Annotated in this window: 10 protein-coding genes and 1 pseudogene; 1 reads left to right on the top strand and 10 read right to left on the bottom strand. The window is 66.3% G+C overall.

Features of this window, described 5'->3' with window-relative positions; translation table 11 throughout:
* Positions 1–48 precede the first annotated feature (48 nt).
* A complete protein-coding gene (locus tag B0G76_RS14690) occupies positions 49–942 on the bottom strand; it encodes a LysR family transcriptional regulator ArgP (RefSeq protein WP_120293212.1) in 894 nt (297 codons plus the stop codon).
* A gap of 97 nt (positions 943–1,039) precedes the next feature.
* Here B0G76_RS14690 and B0G76_RS14695 point away from each other — a divergent pair, with 97 nt between their 5' ends.
* Positions 1,040–1,657 carry a LysE/ArgO family amino acid transporter gene (locus B0G76_RS14695; protein ID WP_120293214.1) on the top strand — a complete coding sequence of 206 codons (618 nt, stop codon included), beginning with the start codon at positions 1,040–1,042 and terminating at the stop codon, positions 1,655–1,657.
* Positions 1,658–1,698: 41 nt separating this feature from the next.
* On the opposite strand, the gene B0G76_RS14700 is transcribed toward B0G76_RS14695, so the two are convergent.
* The 9 genes and pseudogenes from B0G76_RS14700 to B0G76_RS14740 all read right to left on the bottom strand — a co-directional run bounded on the left by B0G76_RS14700 (position 1,699) and on the right by B0G76_RS14740 (position 14,228).
* Positions 1,699–2,604 (bottom strand): hypothetical protein, encoded by a 906-nt coding sequence (locus B0G76_RS14700; protein ID WP_120293216.1) that lies wholly within the window; start codon positions 2,602–2,604, stop codon positions 1,699–1,701.
* The gene (locus B0G76_RS14705; RefSeq protein WP_120293218.1) at positions 2,597–4,168 is read right to left on the bottom strand and encodes an AMP-binding protein; all 1,572 of its coding nucleotides are present in this window, start codon (positions 4,166–4,168) and stop codon (positions 2,597–2,599) included. The genes B0G76_RS14700 and B0G76_RS14705 overlap by 8 nt, the downstream gene beginning before the upstream one ends.
* A gap of 7 nt (positions 4,169–4,175) precedes the next feature.
* A complete protein-coding gene (locus B0G76_RS14710) occupies positions 4,176–4,412 on the bottom strand; it encodes an acyl carrier protein (protein ID WP_120293220.1) in 237 nt (78 codons plus the stop codon).
* Positions 4,413–4,445: 33 nt separating this feature from the next.
* Complete coding sequence (locus B0G76_RS14715) at positions 4,446–6,194, bottom strand: MBOAT family protein (protein WP_120293222.1); 1,749 nt, start codon at positions 6,192–6,194, stop codon at positions 4,446–4,448.
* A gap of 5 nt (positions 6,195–6,199) precedes the next feature.
* A complete protein-coding gene (locus B0G76_RS14720; RefSeq protein ID WP_183082054.1) occupies positions 6,200–7,585 on the bottom strand; it encodes an alginate O-acetyltransferase AlgX-related protein in 1,386 nt (461 codons plus the stop codon).
* Positions 7,585–8,613, bottom strand: a complete 1,029-nt coding sequence (locus B0G76_RS14725) for an alginate O-acetyltransferase AlgX-related protein (RefSeq protein WP_120293224.1) — start codon at positions 8,611–8,613, stop codon at positions 7,585–7,587. Before B0G76_RS14725 ends, B0G76_RS14720 begins: the two co-directional genes overlap by 1 nt.
* An 83-nt stretch (positions 8,614–8,696) precedes the next feature.
* A complete protein-coding gene (locus B0G76_RS14730) occupies positions 8,697–9,413 on the bottom strand; it encodes an alginate O-acetyltransferase AlgF (protein WP_183082055.1) in 717 nt (238 codons plus the stop codon).
* 15 nt (positions 9,414–9,428) lie between these two features.
* Positions 9,429–11,999, bottom strand: coding sequence for an NfrA family protein (locus B0G76_RS14735; protein ID WP_120293228.1), 2,571 nt, complete (start codon positions 11,997–11,999; stop codon positions 9,429–9,431).
* Positions 11,996–14,228 (bottom strand): annotated as a pseudogene (locus B0G76_RS14740) (glycosyl transferase family protein). The gene B0G76_RS14735 and the pseudogene B0G76_RS14740 overlap by 4 nt, the downstream one beginning before the upstream one ends.
* Positions 14,229–16,238 lie beyond the last annotated feature (2,010 nt).

Genomic DNA, 16,238 nt, shown 5'->3' on the forward strand with positions numbered 1-16,238 from the left:
TCGGCCAACGCGGGCGGCGTTCTTCAGATAACGCCGCCCGCGCCGCACTTAATCAAGAAACTCCGTCGCCCGCTTGCGCAGCACCGCGCTGAAATCGTCGAGCCATCCGATCGACAATCGCCAGCTCTGCCAATAGAGATCCACATCGATGTGTTTGCCCGGCGCCATGTCCACCAGCTCGCCGCTGACCAGATGCGGCGCGATCACGCGTTCCGGACACATGCCCCAGCCGAGGCCCGTCACGCAGGCGCGCAAAAAACCGGCAACGTGCGGAATCCAGTGCAAAGGCGGGTCCAGTTCGGCCCGCGTGATGCGGCGCATGAAGCGCTTCTGTAGCTGATCCTTCGGATTGAAATCGACGCACGGCGCGCGCCGCAACGACTCGCGCGTCACGCCGTCGGCAAAATGGCGCGCCCGAAACGCCGGCGTGCAGACCGCCAGATAGCGCATCCGGCCGAGGCGCGTCGAGCGGCAGCCCTGCACCGGCTCGGCTTGCGTGGTGACCGCGCCTTGCACGCTGCCATCGCGGATTCGCTGCGCGGTGTGGTCCTGGTCGTCGATCACCAGATCGAGCAGCATCTCCCGTTCGACGCAGAATTGCGCCACCGCGTCGATGAACCAGGTGCCCACGCTGTCGTCGTTGACCGCCACGCGCAACGCGGGCCACGGCTCCACCAGCGCGCCGGGCAGCGTCGGCAGCCGGCCGGTGAGTTCCGCTTCCAGCAACAGCACGCGTTCGGTATGACGGCACAGCAGCGCGCCCGAGGTGGTCGCGACACACGGCTGGCCGCGCTTCACGAGCACACTCCCTACCCGCTCCTCCAGCAGCTTGACCCGCTGGGATACGGCTGAAGGCGTTACATTCAGTTCGCTGGCGGCCCGGTCGAAGGAACCGTGCCGCACCACGGCGGCCAGTGCATCGAGCAATGCATAGTCGAGCATTAGCGTTCCTTAATCGGCATTAAGTAAATTAGCTTCTCTTACGATCAGCAAAAGCGCAGACTAGCCTCGTTCGCTTCCCCCGTCTACTGGATCGATTATGAACTGGCTGTCTTTTTCCCACGGCGCCGCCCTGTGCGCATCGCTGATCGTGACAATCGGCGCGCAGAACGCCTTTGTGCTGCGTCAGGGCATCATGCGCTCGCACGTCGGCAAGATCGTCGCGCTGTGTGCGCTGTCGGACTTCATCCTGATCGGCGCGGGGGTGGGTGGCGCGTCGGTTCTGGTGGAACGCTATCCGGTGTTCGTCCACGCGATGCTGTATGTGGGGCTCGCTTACCTGGCGTGGTTCGGCGTCAACGCGTTGCGCCGCGCGGTGCGGCCGGGCCATGCGGTGCTGGACGCCAATGCGGGCAGTGCGGCGCCCGCGCAGCGCGCCATGCCGATCATTCTGATGACTTTGGCCTTCACGTGGCTCAATCCGCACGTGTATCTCGACACCTTCCTGCTGATCGGCACGGCCGGCGCACGCGAACCTGCCGGCGCACGGGTGGCGTTCGCCCTCGGCGCGATGGCGGTGAGCGGGGTCTGGTTTATCGGTCTCGGTTATGGCGCCCGTGCATTGGCGCCGCTGTTTCGGCGGGCGAGTGCGTGGCGCGTCCTGGATGGCGCGATCGGCAGCATGGTGTTGCTGCTGGCGGTGACGCAGTTACGCTGAACGACGGCAGGCGGTCTACTTTTTGTGGGCCGGTAGGCGCCCTACTTCTGCGCCTGCTGCGTGCCCAGAAGATCCTGCACGAGCTGGGCCGATACATAATGCGGCCCGTCGAACAGATAGGTCCGGTAGCCGCGATACGCCAGCAATTGTGGCGATAGTTCCGCCGCCGTCGCCGCACGGAACGCACCGCCCTGGGCCGGACGAAATGCCTCGGCGATGATTCGCACACGGTTTTTGCCGAGCCGTGCCGCCAGCGCATCCGCATACTCACGCGCCACCGCCGGGCCACGCGCGTAGACACCGCAACCATCTTGCAGAAAAACGCCGACGTCGTGCGGCAGCCAGCCATCCAGCCACGCCGCCAGCGCCGGACCGCCGATATTAGAGTTGTCGTAGACGCTGATCCACAACGGCCGCGGCAGCTTATTGAGTAAGGACGCGAGCGCGGCGGCATCCTTCCAGGTCGGATCGACTTCAACTGGAAAGTAGTAGCCGTCGATGTGAACCGGCGGCCGCACGGCCACCAACTGTTTCGATTGCTCGACCAGTTGCGCCGCTTGCGCGCGGGCCGCGGTTTCGTCGAAACGTCCGGCGAGACCGACGATCACATTGCGCGCCCACGGCTCGCCGGCAATCCGTGTCCAGTCCGGCAGACGTTGGGCCGTTTGCATCGCGGTGCCGGGCAGAAACGACGTACCGTCCACCGCGGTCCATTGCACCAGCAGATCCGTCACGCCGAGGCGATTCCAGTCGCCATGCGGGTTGGCATGATCGTCGTCGAGCTGCCAGACCACGCCCTGGGCCAACGCGCCGGCGTCGGCGGAACCCGGCGCCGAGCAGCCATATAAGAGCGCGGCATACGCGCCCGCGGCGAGCAGCACGCGCCGGCGCGGCGAGACCGGCTCCGGTTCGCGTACCCGAATCTGAACGCGTTTTGAATCACCCATTGTGCTGGCGCTGTGCTTTGAGATGAACATCACGATAATCCTGAGCGAGCTGCGCGCGGTCGATCTTGAAGTTCACCGAAACCGGCAAGCTCCGGCACGCAAGCAATTCTGACGGGATCATATACGACGGCAAGCGTGCGGCCAGCAGCGACTTCCACTCGTGCAACGCGCCGGGCAGACGGTCGTCGTCGCTGCCGGTGGCCACGAACGCGACGATCCGCGCGACCGAACCATCCGGGCGCCGCAATGGCACGGCGGCGGCGCTCGCCGCACCCAGTAGCGCACGCAAAGCCGCGTCGATCTCCATCAGTTCGATCCGGTAACCGCCCATCTTGATCTGGTCGTCGATGCGTCCCTGGCAAAACAGCAGCCCGTCGGCATCGACCGCGCCCAGATCGCCGGTGCGAAACGCCCGCTCGCCGCGATGGGTGAACATGCGCGCTGCGTTCAGGTCTTCACGATTCAGATAGCCGCGCATTACATGCGTGCCGGCAATGCACAACTCGCCGTCATCGACGAAAACTTCGGCGCCGCGCTTGGCAAGGCCAATTGGCAGCCGCGGATGATGAGCGAGCACCGCATCGTCGACGACGATCCAGGTGGTCGCCACCGTCGCCTCGGTCGGGCCGTAGGTGTTGATGATCCGTGCAGCCGGAAACCGCTGGCGCAGTTGCCGCGCGAGAGCAACCGGCAGCACTTCGCCGCAGAACAGGAAGGTGCCGAGTGTCGGCAAGCCCGCTTGCGAGAACTGCGGATTGAGCAACTGCTGCTGCGCGAACGACGGCGTCGACACCCAGGTTGTCACGCCATGCCGGGCGAGGTTGACGAGAAATGGTGCGCCCTGTGCGGTCATGGCACGTGAAGCGAGGACGGCAGTGCCGCCGAGCGCGAGCGTGCCAAACACTTCGTACATCGATAGATCAAAGCTGAACGGCGCCTGGTTCAGGAACACCGGTGCGTCGCCAAGTTCGAAGTCGGCCGCCATCCAGTCGACGAGCGCAGCGACGCTTTCGCGGCCGATCTGCACGCCCTTCGGCTCGCCGGTCGTGCCCGAGGTGAATAGCACGTACGCGAGGTTTTTCTCGTGTAATGGCGGTGGGGGCGAAGCCGTCGAAGGTGAAAGCGATGCCGATGCCGAAGCTGAAGCCGTCGAAGGTGAAGCCGATACCTCCGAAGCGACCGGTTCCATCTCCGCGCCCTGCCCCTGCCCCTGCCCATTCAAACGCACGAAGCGGCCACTATGCGCGTCGAAGTACGTGTGCGCGCCAAGCGTGCTCGCGATGCGCCGCTTCCGTTCGTCCGGGTAGATCGTGTCGACCGGCACAAACGGTGCGCCGAGCAGAAGCGCTCCCGCCATTGCCACGAAAAAACCCGCCTCCTTATGCCCGCGTACGATCACCGGCACATCCGCGGCAAAGCCATGCTCGCGCGCCTGCCCGGCCCATGCGTGTGCCTGTTCCGCCAACTCGTGCCAGCGCAACGCGCGATCGGCGCCGATCACCGCCCATGCGTCGGCGCGCACACCGGTATCGACAAAGCGGTTCGCGTTCAGATCGAATCGCATGGGATGCCTAACGATTGACGGCGATGAACGCGCAAAGCGCGTCCACGGATGCCAGATGTTCGGCGATCTCGGTCGGCGGAATGCGCACGCCAAATTGCATCTCGACACCCATCACGATTTCGACGACCAGCACCGAATCGACCAGCCCCGTTTCGAGCAGCAGTTCGTCATCGCGCACGAGGCGCAGTACGACGGATTCGACCAGCGCCGCTACGTCGGCGTGCAGCGTTTCGTTTAGAGTCATTGTGTTGTCCTTGCGCAAACGTCGTTCCGGTAATCAGAACTGGAAATAGAGAAAACGCACTTCACCATGCAACTGTGCGACGCAGAATACGAGCACGCCGAGCATCGCGACGGTCCAGCGCAGCGACGGCCGCCATGTCAATGCGACGGGCAGGCCCTCGGCCGCGCGTTCGAGCGCCGGCGAGAAGCGGCCCATCAATTGATGTGAGTTCGGCGTGCACCAGACGATCGCGAGCAGCGCGACGATCTGCAATGCGAGTGTCGAGCGGCCCGCGACCAGATGCAGCCACTCGGCGGGGTTCATGTTCGCCGCGCCCCACGCGGGCCAGTCGAGCGTTTCGACACCGTGCAGACCTGCCATGCCTTGCAGTAACGCGAGCGCATCGCCCACGCCATGTGCACGGAAAAACGCAAACGCGACCAGCGCGGCCACAAAGGTCAGCAAGACATTCGCCGCATGGTGAATGCGTGCTTTGAAACTTGCTGTGAATGCTGCGACGCCCCCTGTCGTTGCTATCGTACGAGCCGGTTCTGCTGGGGTCGCTGCCGTTCCTATCGCACGAGCCGGACCGGCCGCCGTCCCTGCTCCGACCGCTCCGACTGCGCGCGCCCCACCGACCGATGCGCCCGACGCAGCCGTCGCACCCGTCGCCCGCCACGCACGATAAGCGTGATTCACGGTGAGATACGACGCGTGCAGCAAGCCGTAAATCAGATATTGCAACCCCGCGCCGTGCCAGATGCCGGCCAGCGCCATTGTGTAGAAAGTCGGCACTGCGACGGTCGAAAGAAAGCCACGCGTCGAACGTTGCGCGAGACGGCCGATCGGCAGGCCACGCAACGCGCGGCTGCGGTTGATCCGCATCGCCATCGGGTAGTACAGGTATGCCGTGAGATAACGCGTGAGCGTCATGTGCCAGCGCTGCCAGAAATCGATGATGCTCGCTGCCTTGAACGGCGAATTGAAGTTCAACGGAAAGCGCACGCCGAACATCTTCGCGAGGCCCACGGCCATGTCCGAATAACCGGAGAAATCGAAGTAAAGCTGCAGCGCGTACGCAAGGCAGGTGCACCACGCCGCCAGCCACTGCAATTCGTGGGGTGCGGCAAAACCGGCGTCGGCGAAGGGCGCGATGGTATCGGCGAAAAGCACCTTCTTCGCGAGACCGATGGTGAACACGAACGCGCCGATCGAGAGATTTTCCGCGCGCAGCTTATACGTGGCCGGCTGCGCGAACTGCGTCATCATTTCCTTGTGATGCAGAATCGGCCCCGCGATCAGATGCGGAAAGAACGTGACGAACTGCACGTAACCGAGCGGGTCGCGCTCCTTGACGATTCCCGCATTGCAATCGAGCAGATAGCCGATCTGCGTGAAGGTGAAGAACGACACGCCGAGCGGCAGGATCACGTCCTGCATGCCGTGCGCGAGCCAGGCGGCCGGCGCAATGCCGCTCGCGTGCACGAGCGCGGTGAGCAGCGCCGCCAGATATTTGTAACGCACCAACAGCGCGAGATCGGCGGCAATCGCGAGACCGAGCAGCCATCGGCGGCGTGCCGACTGCGCGGGCGCCGCAACGATCGCGCAGCTCATCGCGTAGTTGAACACGATCGACGCAGCCAGCAAGCCGACGAAAGCCGGATTCCACCAGCCGTAGAACACGATCGACGCGCCGCACAACCACGCCGCCGCGGCGCGCGGCATACGTTGGCCAAGCAGGTAGTAGCCGGCCAGCGCAGGCGGCAGAAACAGCGTGAGGAAGATGAATGAGTTGAATAGCATCGGGATCAGTCCTGCTGCGCCGGTGCGGCAACTGGCGTGACAGGCACGGCAGCGTTGGCGGCTGTTGCCTCGCCAGACGCCGACGCATCGGCCGGCATCGACAGCGCGTCTTCCGACATTTCCCAGATCACCACGCGCACGCTTTTCGGCCATGCGGCGCGCTCGCGCCAGAATGCCTGCAACGCGTGATCGAACTGGCCGTCGTCGAGGCTGACGTTCCAGACTTCGCGACCGAGCTGTTCGCCGAGGCGCTCTGCAAGCGCGCTGCGGCGCGAGAACGAGCTGCCCGCAAGCAGTACGTCGGCGGCCGGACCGTCGTCGAGCAGTCCGCCGCTGCGTTGCGCCTGCAACGTTTCCTCCGCGACGACATCCGGCGCGGGCCGCCATGCGTCCGGCACGTCATTCAGATTCGCGAGCGTCAGCAGATCGCCGATGCGCGGGGCGGCTTGCGCCGTCGTATGCGTGAATTTTGTGTCGCCGGGTTTGCCGAGCAACGGCAGCACCGCAGCGCCGACCGCCTGTGCGGCGGCTTGCGCACCTTGTGCATTCCAGTGCACGTCGGTGCGGAAAAACGCGGGGCGCGCGGCTTGCAACGCCGGCAGCAATTCGACATGCGCGACCTGGCTCGCGGTCAAGGCGCGGTTCCAGACGTTCAGACGCTGCGTCATCCGCGCGTCCTGGCGCAGCCCGCACAGCGCCTCGCTTTCCACGCGCGCTTTGTCGGGTACCGTCACCACCACCAGCTGAATCCCGGCGCCGCGCAGCGCGTTCGCGTAACGATGCAGCGCGGCGATGCGCGCATCGGTCAACGCATCGCCGCCATCGGCGCGTTCGACGGGATCATGGCCCGGCTGCACCGGCGCGCGAAGACCGTCCGCATAGAACAGCCAGCCGGGACAGCCCTCGCGCACCTGATGCCCGAGGTCGCCGAACAGGCGGTAACGCGCCGCCGCCTGCCAGCGATGCAGCGACCGCGCGTACGGCACGTCGATCGCGCGATCGAGGCGGTGGCCGAGGCTGCCATCGCGCCAGCCATGCAGGTCGAACGATGCGCCGTTGCGCGACTGGGTAACAAGCGAAGCCAACGCAGCGACGCAACCGAAACCGAGCAGGAGCGCGATCAGCCAGGCGATGCGCCGATGCGCGCGCGGCTGAGCGAGGGGCTCTGGCGCCGCTACCGCGCCGCTGTCCTTGCGCGTCGAGGGTGCCGCGGTATGGGCTGCTGTGCCTGCGGTCGTGCGGACTGTCGTTCCCGCCGCAGTGCCTGTCGTCGTGCCTGCCGCAGCGGCTGCCGCTGCACCTGTTGCCGTGGCCGCCGCATTGCCCGCTGCCGTGCTTGCCGCTGCGCCCACCGCCGCGCGCTCCGCCGTGCCTCCAATTGACTCGCTCATCAGGCGATAGCCTTGCTCAGACGCGCGAGGAATGCATCGTCGGCCATCACCGACGCCGCGTCCCATTGGCCGCCCGCGCTCGGCAGATTCATCATCTGCCCTTCGTTGAATTGCCAGACGATCGCTTGCGGCGGATTGGCCTTGAAGTCCGCCGATTCCACATAGTTGAGCAGCGTCTTCCACGGACCGGTGTCGCCGAAGGTCCACGTCAAGCCGACTGGGCGATCGATCGCGTTCGAGAGCTTCTGCGGAAAGCCGAGGTACGGCTGCACCATGCTATTGCCGACCACCTGCACGACCGGCGGGCCGCCGTCGACGAGGCCCGGCGACGCCACCACCGTGCGCACGATGAAATGATCCTTGCCGACGGCCTTCTTGCGCTCGGGCGGCAGCAAGGCCGCGAGGTCGCCATAACGGACCTCCTCGTTCCACTTGCCGAGCCGGCTGCCCCCACCGTCGGCGCCCTTCAACGGACCGGCCGCGGCGAGGCGTTCGGCGACGCGCGCCGCGACCGCTTCCGCGGAATGGGCGCTCCAGTGGTAGTCGGCGCGAATGTATTTTTCCTGTGCCGGGTCGACCGCGGCGATCGCACCGTCGCCATCGACTATCTGCAGGCCGAGCGAGCCGGCATGCGCGTGAATCGCGGCATAGCGGCCGGCGACGCTCGTGGACATCGCGGTGCCGGCCGGCAGATTCTCCGGGCACGAACGGGCTTTCAGCGGCGCGATCACGATCACGCTGCGAATGCCGCGCGCCGCGAGCTTGTCGGTTGCCTGATGAATCAGATCGACGGCTTTCAGACAGGCGGACGTGGCGTCGTCGGTGAGACTTTCCCAGCCGGGATAGAGCCACAGATTGCGGCCTTCGATCACGCTGGTCGACGCCGCGGCAAACGCGCGGCGCGGCAGCAACGACAACGCGCTGCCGAGCGGCGCCGCGGCCAGAGCGAGCAGCAGACGGCGGCGAACGCGGTTGAGCGGTTTCGGTTGGGCTCGCGCCTGGATGAACGAACGGCTGGCATCGGTCATTGTGTGGGGTCCCCGTGATTTATATGAAGCAGTGAAGCAGCACCTTCACCGCGCGCGGCAAACGTATCGCGATCATCCGGCGATCAATTGGCGGCCGGCGGCCACGCGAGCACATCGCGAGCGCCGCTCAACACCGGTTTCGTGGCATCGCCGGTGACGAACAGGCTGTAGCTGTCGCCGGCAGCGAGCGCCGGCAGCGGCAGTGCCGCGCTGGCCGCCGCACCGCACTGCCCCACCAGCTTCGCGCTGACCGGATTGATGGCGCGCGTGTCCTGCGCCCCCGCGGTCACCTGCGCGAACACCGTCGGACCGTTGCCGTCCACACCGATCTTCGCGCTGCAACCGGACGCGAAATTGAACGCCCGCAGGGTCGCTTTCAAACCGTCGACGCGCTCGTAACGGCCGACGATCCGCGTTGCATGCCAACCCTTCGCGTCATGCCGCAGCGCGACTGTAACGGCGTCGCCTGCACGGGTCGCTGCATTCGCCGCCGCATCGGCCGAAGCGGCATTGGTCAAAACCTTCCCATCGACCGTGACACGTGCCGACGTGCCCGGCGTCAGCACGCTGAAACGCGTGACCGCGTTAGGCGCAAGCGTCTGTGGCGCCTCGCTGCCGGCAAGCGCCACGCGCGCCGCTTGCGACGATGCGTTCAGCACGCGCAGATACGACGCGTTGGCGGGCGGTTGCGGTCCATAGAGACTCGCGACATCGTCCGCAGCGGCATGCGCCACGCTTGCCGACAATAGCGCCACCAAAGACACGGCAACCCTCGAACTACCCAAGCTGATTTTTTTCATTTGATTCATCCGGATTCAATACGAGTAGATCGCGCCGAAGAACACGCCGCGCGCGCGATCGTCGCCGGTGATCTTCAAGCGGTACTGCACCGACAGATCGACATACGAACGCGGCGCGTCGTACTTGCTGTCGCGGAACCAGTAACGCGTCGAAATCCCCACACCCGCGCCGAGCGGAATACTGTGGTCGACGCTCGAGTCGTAATCTGCGCCGATCACGACATACGGGAACACGGTCCACTTCGGGCTGTAACGGTCCATGCGGAAGGTGCGGCCCAGTTCGAGATTGGTGGTCGCGTAGACCGACCCTGCGTTCAGATAGGCGCCCGTCTCGGCGTAGATCTGCGCGGTCCACCACGACGGCACGTCCACCCGTCGCTCGATGCCATAACCGCCTGAATACGCGAGGCGCGCGAGCCAGTCGGGATTGACCTGCGAGCCGATCGGAATGATCCGTTCGAAGGCGACGATCGCGTCGATCTGCGAGAACGGCTTGGCGCGTGCGCCTACGCTGGCCTGCAAGGTATCCACGCCGCTCGCGCCGCCGTTCTTCACGCCGAAACTTTCGTAGCCGCGCGCGTAGAGCTCGAACATCCGGTCGCCAAGACTGCCGAACGGACGCCAGTAGGCTTCCACGCCGGCCTGCCAGTTGTTCGATGTGCCCGGGGTCGGCGACGACGCATAGCCCGGCTGCATGCCGGCGCCGCGATAGTTGATCGATGCGTCGAAGCCCCAGTCGCGGGTGGCCTCGGCGTGCGCGCTGCGCATCTCGTTCAGTTGCGCCGGCGTGGCGGGTGGCGTGTCGTCGGACGGTTTCGCGCTCGCGTCGATCGCGCGCTCGAAGTACTGCGCGGCTTCGCGATTGCGGTGCGCGTCCGCGGCCGCATAGCCCGCGTCGGCATACGCGCTGTCCGGCATGGTGCCGGACTTGTCGGCCATGGCGAAGCGCTGGTACGCGACCTTGTTGTTGCCCGCCCGTTGCGCGATGTACGCGGCGGTCATGTCGGGCATCGCATCGAGCATGCCGGCGTCGACCATGTGCTGCGCTTCGCGCGCCGCGGCGCGGTCGTCGCCAGCCGTGCTGAGCGCGTTGATCAGCTCCACCCGATGGTGCGGATCGTCAGGCGCGGCCTTCACGGCTTCGCGCGCATAGCCCAGTGCGCCGGCTTTGTCGTTCGCGGCGGCCGCCGTCGCCGCGGCACGCGCCGCCGCGAAGCCGGGATCGGCGGCGTACACGTCGCAGCTCGCGCCGAACTGATCGACCACGCAGTCGATCAACGGACGGTGCGCGGGATCGATCGGCGTGGTAGGCGTGAATGAAGGTGTCGATGCGGTCGTCGTGCTCGCCGCGCCGATCGCATTCGACGCGCTCGCGGCATTCGCCCCAACCCCTGGCGCTTGCGCCAACTCCCGCCGCGCCTGCGCGCGACGCAGTGCGATCGGCGGATCGGTGTCGTCGCCGTCCATCTTCAACGGCGCGAGCAGATCGAGCGCGCGCTGCGGCTGTCCTTCGGCGATCCATACATCAGCGATGATTACGCGCGCCACGCGTTTGTTGCGCTGGGTTGCATCGTCGGCGTGCAGCGCTTTGGCGAAGTCCGCGTCGGCCTCCGCCGTCTTGCCCTGCGCGGTCAGCACGTAGCCACGCAGCGTGAGCGGCATGATTTCCGTATCGTCGGCGGTAATCGCGTCGCTCGCCGCCGCTTGCACGCCCGGCAGATCGTTGGTCGCGAACAAGGTGTCGATCAACTGGATGCGATAGCCGACCTGGTCCGGCGCATAGGCGACCGCCTCACGCGCGAGCACGGCGGCCTGCGCGTAGTCGCCCTTCTTGCGCGCGGCATACGACGCATCGGACAACTTCGGCGCCAGACGGCTGCCGATGAAGCTGCGCCGCAAGCGCAGTTCGTCGCTGTCGCCAAAGCGTTTGCTTGCATCGAGATCGGCGTTCCATGCTTCGGTATCCTGACCGGCCGCGCTCGCCGCGTCGATCAGCAACAAGCGCAGGCGCAGCAGGTCGGGACGCAGCGAGATCGCTTCGTTCGCGTACTTGACGGTGCCCGTGAAATCCTTCGCCGCATAGGCCTTGTAGGCCTGCTGCGCGGCCGTCAACGCGGCGCCGGTCAACGCATCCGGGTCGCCCGGCTGCTGGCGGCCGCTGCGTGCAACCGCGCGGGTTGACGCGTTCAGCGCGTCGATCTGCTTGCGGCGCGAAATCAGCGCAGGATCGCGGCCGATCTGTGCGATCGCGTCGCCGAGCGAGCGGCTCGTTTCGCTATAGCGGCGAAGCGCTGCGAGCGAGTTGGCGAGCAGCACCCGCAGCGACACGACATCGGGGCGCTGGCGAATCGCCTCGCGCGCCCGGGCGATCGCGCCGGTGTAGTCGCCGCGCGCGTAGGCGGCATATGCGTCCTGCGCCACGCGATAGGCGGCGCCGCTCAATGGCAGCGCATTCAACCCGGAGCCGGCCGATTGCGGCGCGGACGCCGTGCCCTGCGCAAAGGCCGCCGCGCCGCTCACGCTCAATGCGCCCGCCACCATTGCAGCGGCAATGGCACGCAAGGTGAAGGAAAATGAATCGATCATTCGGATGCCGCCAGAGCGCCCTGAAGGCGGCGCTGTTGCTGGATTACGTTCTCGAGCGCGGCACGCGAGATCACGCCGCGCGCCACCATGTAGTCGCCAATACGGCCGTGGCGATCCGGGCGGTAGTGCTGCATGGCCGCTTCGAAGGCCTCGCGGCGCACGTGGCCATGCTCGATCAGCAGATCGCCGATCAACGGCACGCTGCGTGCCGGCACAGACTCGGCGCCGTCGCCCGTCAAGGCGCCCGCCGATGCACCATCCACCGCGCCCGCCTGTACACCCTCAGCACCCTCACCGCCCTCACCGACCGGGCGCCGCGACCCCTACGCCGCGCAACACCCGCAGGCCCGCCGCGATCTCGCCCTCACGGACGATCTCCTGAACCACCGGTCCCTCGACCAGCGCGCTCAGTTCCGCGAACACCGGTTCCGCGAGCGGACTCGCGGTCAGCAGAATCGTGCGGCCACCTGCAACGTCGGCCTGCGGCAACACGCGATGACGCACGATCGCGTCGAGCGGCAGGCGCCCGGCGTCGTCCTTGATGCGTTCGAGCACCACGCGGCCACGCGGCAAATCTGACTGGAATGCGATCGCTTCCGCGAGCGTTTCCTCGTCGAGCCAACCTTTGGCCATCAGCACGCGGCCGAGCGGCGCCTCGCGCGCATGACTTTCGCCGAGCGCCTGTTCGAGCTTGTCCGGATCGATGGCCTGCCACGACAGCAGCAATTCACCCAGACGCTGACGGCGATTGTTAAAGCCGTCGGCGGAGGGGAAGTCATGCATGGTCTTGTCCCATGCCAGCCGCTTGCCGGTCACGAGGTGCATGAGGAACATCTTCCACGCACGCGAAACGGCCATGAAGTTGATGAAATTGCCCACCACCATGCGCGGCACGGACAGCACGCCGTGCTCCCAGCCGTACAGGCGGGTCACGAAATAGATCCGTTGCACGACGCGCAACAGCAACGCGCACCCGTTGGCCCACAACAGCACTTGCAGCCACGGCGAATCGGCGAACGGCGAGGCGATCAGGTCCGGCATCCAGCCCACCAGATCGGCGCCGGCGAACAGCAGAAACTGAACCACCAGCACGTACGCGATGATGCCGACGAACGCGGTGACAATGCCCTTACGGTCGCGAAACAGCAGATAGCGATTGGCCAACGAACCGGTCCACCCGGTCTGCTTCCACCCTTGCAAGCCGATGCCGAGCGTCCAGCGCGCACGCTGCCGGTAAGCAGTACGGAAGGTATCGGGGAAGAATTCGCGCACGCACAGCGGCATCGTCACGGTGATATCGCGTTCGCGGCCGAAGCCGAACCACGACTTGCGGCGCGTCGCGAATTGCACCGGGAAGCGCGCGAAAATCGACTGCATGCCCATCTTGCCCAGGCGCGCGCCGACGTCGTAGTCTTCGGTCAGGCTTTCGGTGTTGAACGGCTGGTTATCGGTCTCGGCGATCAGCGCAAGCAGTGCACGACGCGAGAAGCACGTGCCCACGCCTGCTGACGGCACCGATCCGACCAGGCTCTCGCGCACCACCAGATCCTTTGCGTGCCATTCGGCGAACTCGTCCATATACGTGCCGGCCACGAGTTCGAACCAGTTGCGCTCGAGCGAGGCCACCGGCAACTGGATCATGTCCTTGCGCGGCAACAGGTAATTGAAAAAGCGCAGCTCGACCGGATGCAGCACGTCTTCGCTATCGTGCAGCACGACGCCCGCGAACTCGATGCCCGCTTCGCGCTCGTGCCTGAAGATCGCCTGGATCACCCAGTTCAGACAGTCGGCCTTGCAGGTGGGACCGTCGTGCGGCACTTCCACGCGGCGCAGCTGTTTGTAGCGGCGCCGCATCCGTTCGACTTCGGCGATGGTCTGCGGGTCGTTCTGATAGGTGCCGACGAACACCACATAGTTGCGGTAATCCATCACCCGCACCATGTCTTCGATCATCGCCGCGACCACGTCGTACTCGTGCCACGCGGGCACCATGATCGCGATCGGCTGCTCGTCGCGCTGATATAGCTGCGCGCTGGTGAGCGGCTTGTAGGTGCGCTGCACCGTGAAGCGGCGATAGAGCGTGCGGGTCCAATACCAGAGGTCGATGAACAGATCGTCGAGGCTGGACAGCAGAATGACGAATGCCACCAGCGCCGCGACGTATTCGAGCCCCAGGTAATAGTGGGCCACCGCGTAGCCCGCATACCATTTAATCAGCGCGATGCTCACGACTTGTCCCGATTCCTGCGGCGCGCGACGTTGGCGACCAGCAGCAAGACGATCAGCAAGCCGACGAGGCCGGCCGGGATGCCCCAAACGCACCCAGCTTTGCATGAACCACGGCCCCTGCACGTCTTCGGCGTCGACCACGTCGCCCGGATGACGCGTATCGAATTGGCGCAGCGTGCCGCTGGCGTCGACGATCGCGACGTCGCCGCGCGAGAGCTGCAGCGACGCCGGCAAGATCGCCGCCGTATCTCCCACCGTGCGATACGCGATGCCCGGGACAGTGCCCGACTTCACCGCTTCGATCACGCCGACGCGATTCAGACCCGACACGTCCGCGAGAACCTTGCCGGATGCATCCGCGAGCGACAGGCGGTCTTTCGACAGACGCGCGAGGCTCTTTTCATCGGCGAGCGCGACGTCGACCGCGAGGAAGGCGCCCTTCGGGTTCACCGCTTCGCCGTCACGTGCGACGCTGAAGCTCGCACGCGTCGGCGCGATACCGCTGGCGTTCGCCAGTCGCGCGACGCGCGGCAGCACCTGGGTGACGTCGTTCAGATACGAGGCCGGCACGATCACATTCGCTTCGGACGCGAAACGCGCCACCATGCCGGTGAAGTCGTCGCCGAGCGTCGCGTCGGCGAGCGTCAGATGGCTGCTCGGCAGCACGGCAATCGGATGACCCTGGCCACGCGGCTGGCAGCCGCCTTCCGGCTGACGCTGGAACACCACGCGAAGCAGATTGTTCGGCGCGAGCGCGTAATGCGGCACGCGCGCGGTGATTCGCTGCGGCTTGCCGTTGGCGTTCAGCAGTTGCGAGCCGATCAGCACGTCGTTGAAATAAATCGAGGCGGTCTGCGCGGTGTTATTCAGCGTCGGCGAGGCGGCTACGTCGAGGACCACCGAGCCCGGCAGCTTGCCGTTGCCGGATGCCGCGCCCAGATCGAAACTCGCGTCCCAGGTGGCGCGGCCTTGCACGTCGAGCGTGCGCGGCTGGCCGCCCAGCAACGACAGCGCGAGTTCGTCGGCGCGCGTGTTCGGCGCGGAGTCGAGCTGATGCACGACGAGACGGCTCGTGACGTCGATCGGACGCCACGTGCGCGCGAGAATCGCCACGCCGTCGTTATCGCCCACCACGATCGCCGTTTGGCCGCCAAAGTGGGCAAGGCGCACTTCGCCTGCCGCGAGCGGCTTCGCCACCGGATCGATCGCGCGGGCACGCCACGCGTCGAACGCGTCGCTCGCGCCCGGCACGGCGCTGACAACCTGTTCGCGCAAGGCGTCGAGTGAGGTCTTCAGCGTGTTGCGCACCGTGTCGTCGGCGACGATGACGTCCGGCGCGAACGCCGCGCGCGGCGTCAGCGCGATCAAGGCGCCCGCTTCCGCCGGACTCGCCAGCTTGTGCGAACCGCCCGTGGCCAGCGCGGCAAATGCCGGCACCGCGCGCAGCGGCGCCGGCACCTCGATGTCGCTCAGATCGACCGTGTCGCCCACCATCGGCCATGTCCGCGTGGCCGGCGCGCGGCCTTCGCGTTGCAGCAGCGCTTCGACGCGCCAGCCTGCGTCGAACGCCGGTGCGGCCAGCGTGCGTGCACCGAGCATCACTACCGGTTTGTAGGGCAAGGCGCTCCACGCGCTGCGCAGGTCGACGATCTCGTCCGGATCATAGCGATAGGTCAGGCGCGAAGTCGGCGCGATGCGCCACACGTTGCCGATCGCGCTCTGATCGGCGCAGACGTTATCGTTGAGCACCGACGACCAGTCGAGGCCCACGCGCACGAAGCCGCTCGGCCGCGCCGCGCCGTCCACGCCGAGACTCACGGAGGCGTCGCCCTGGTCCTGCGCCGGGCTGCGCGAGAGTACCGGTGCGCCGTCGAGCGACACCAGCATGGTCGTGCGGCCGCCGTTGCCGCGCAAATAGCTGCCGTCGATCTGCAAGGCCGCGTCGCGCAATGGCACGCCGGCCGGCACGGGCAGATACAGTTCCTGACGACCATCCGGCGCACGCAGCAC

It is taken from the genome of Paraburkholderia sp. BL23I1N1 (genome assembly GCF_003610295.1).
In the GTDB taxonomy this organism is placed as follows: domain Bacteria; phylum Pseudomonadota; class Gammaproteobacteria; order Burkholderiales; family Burkholderiaceae; genus Paraburkholderia.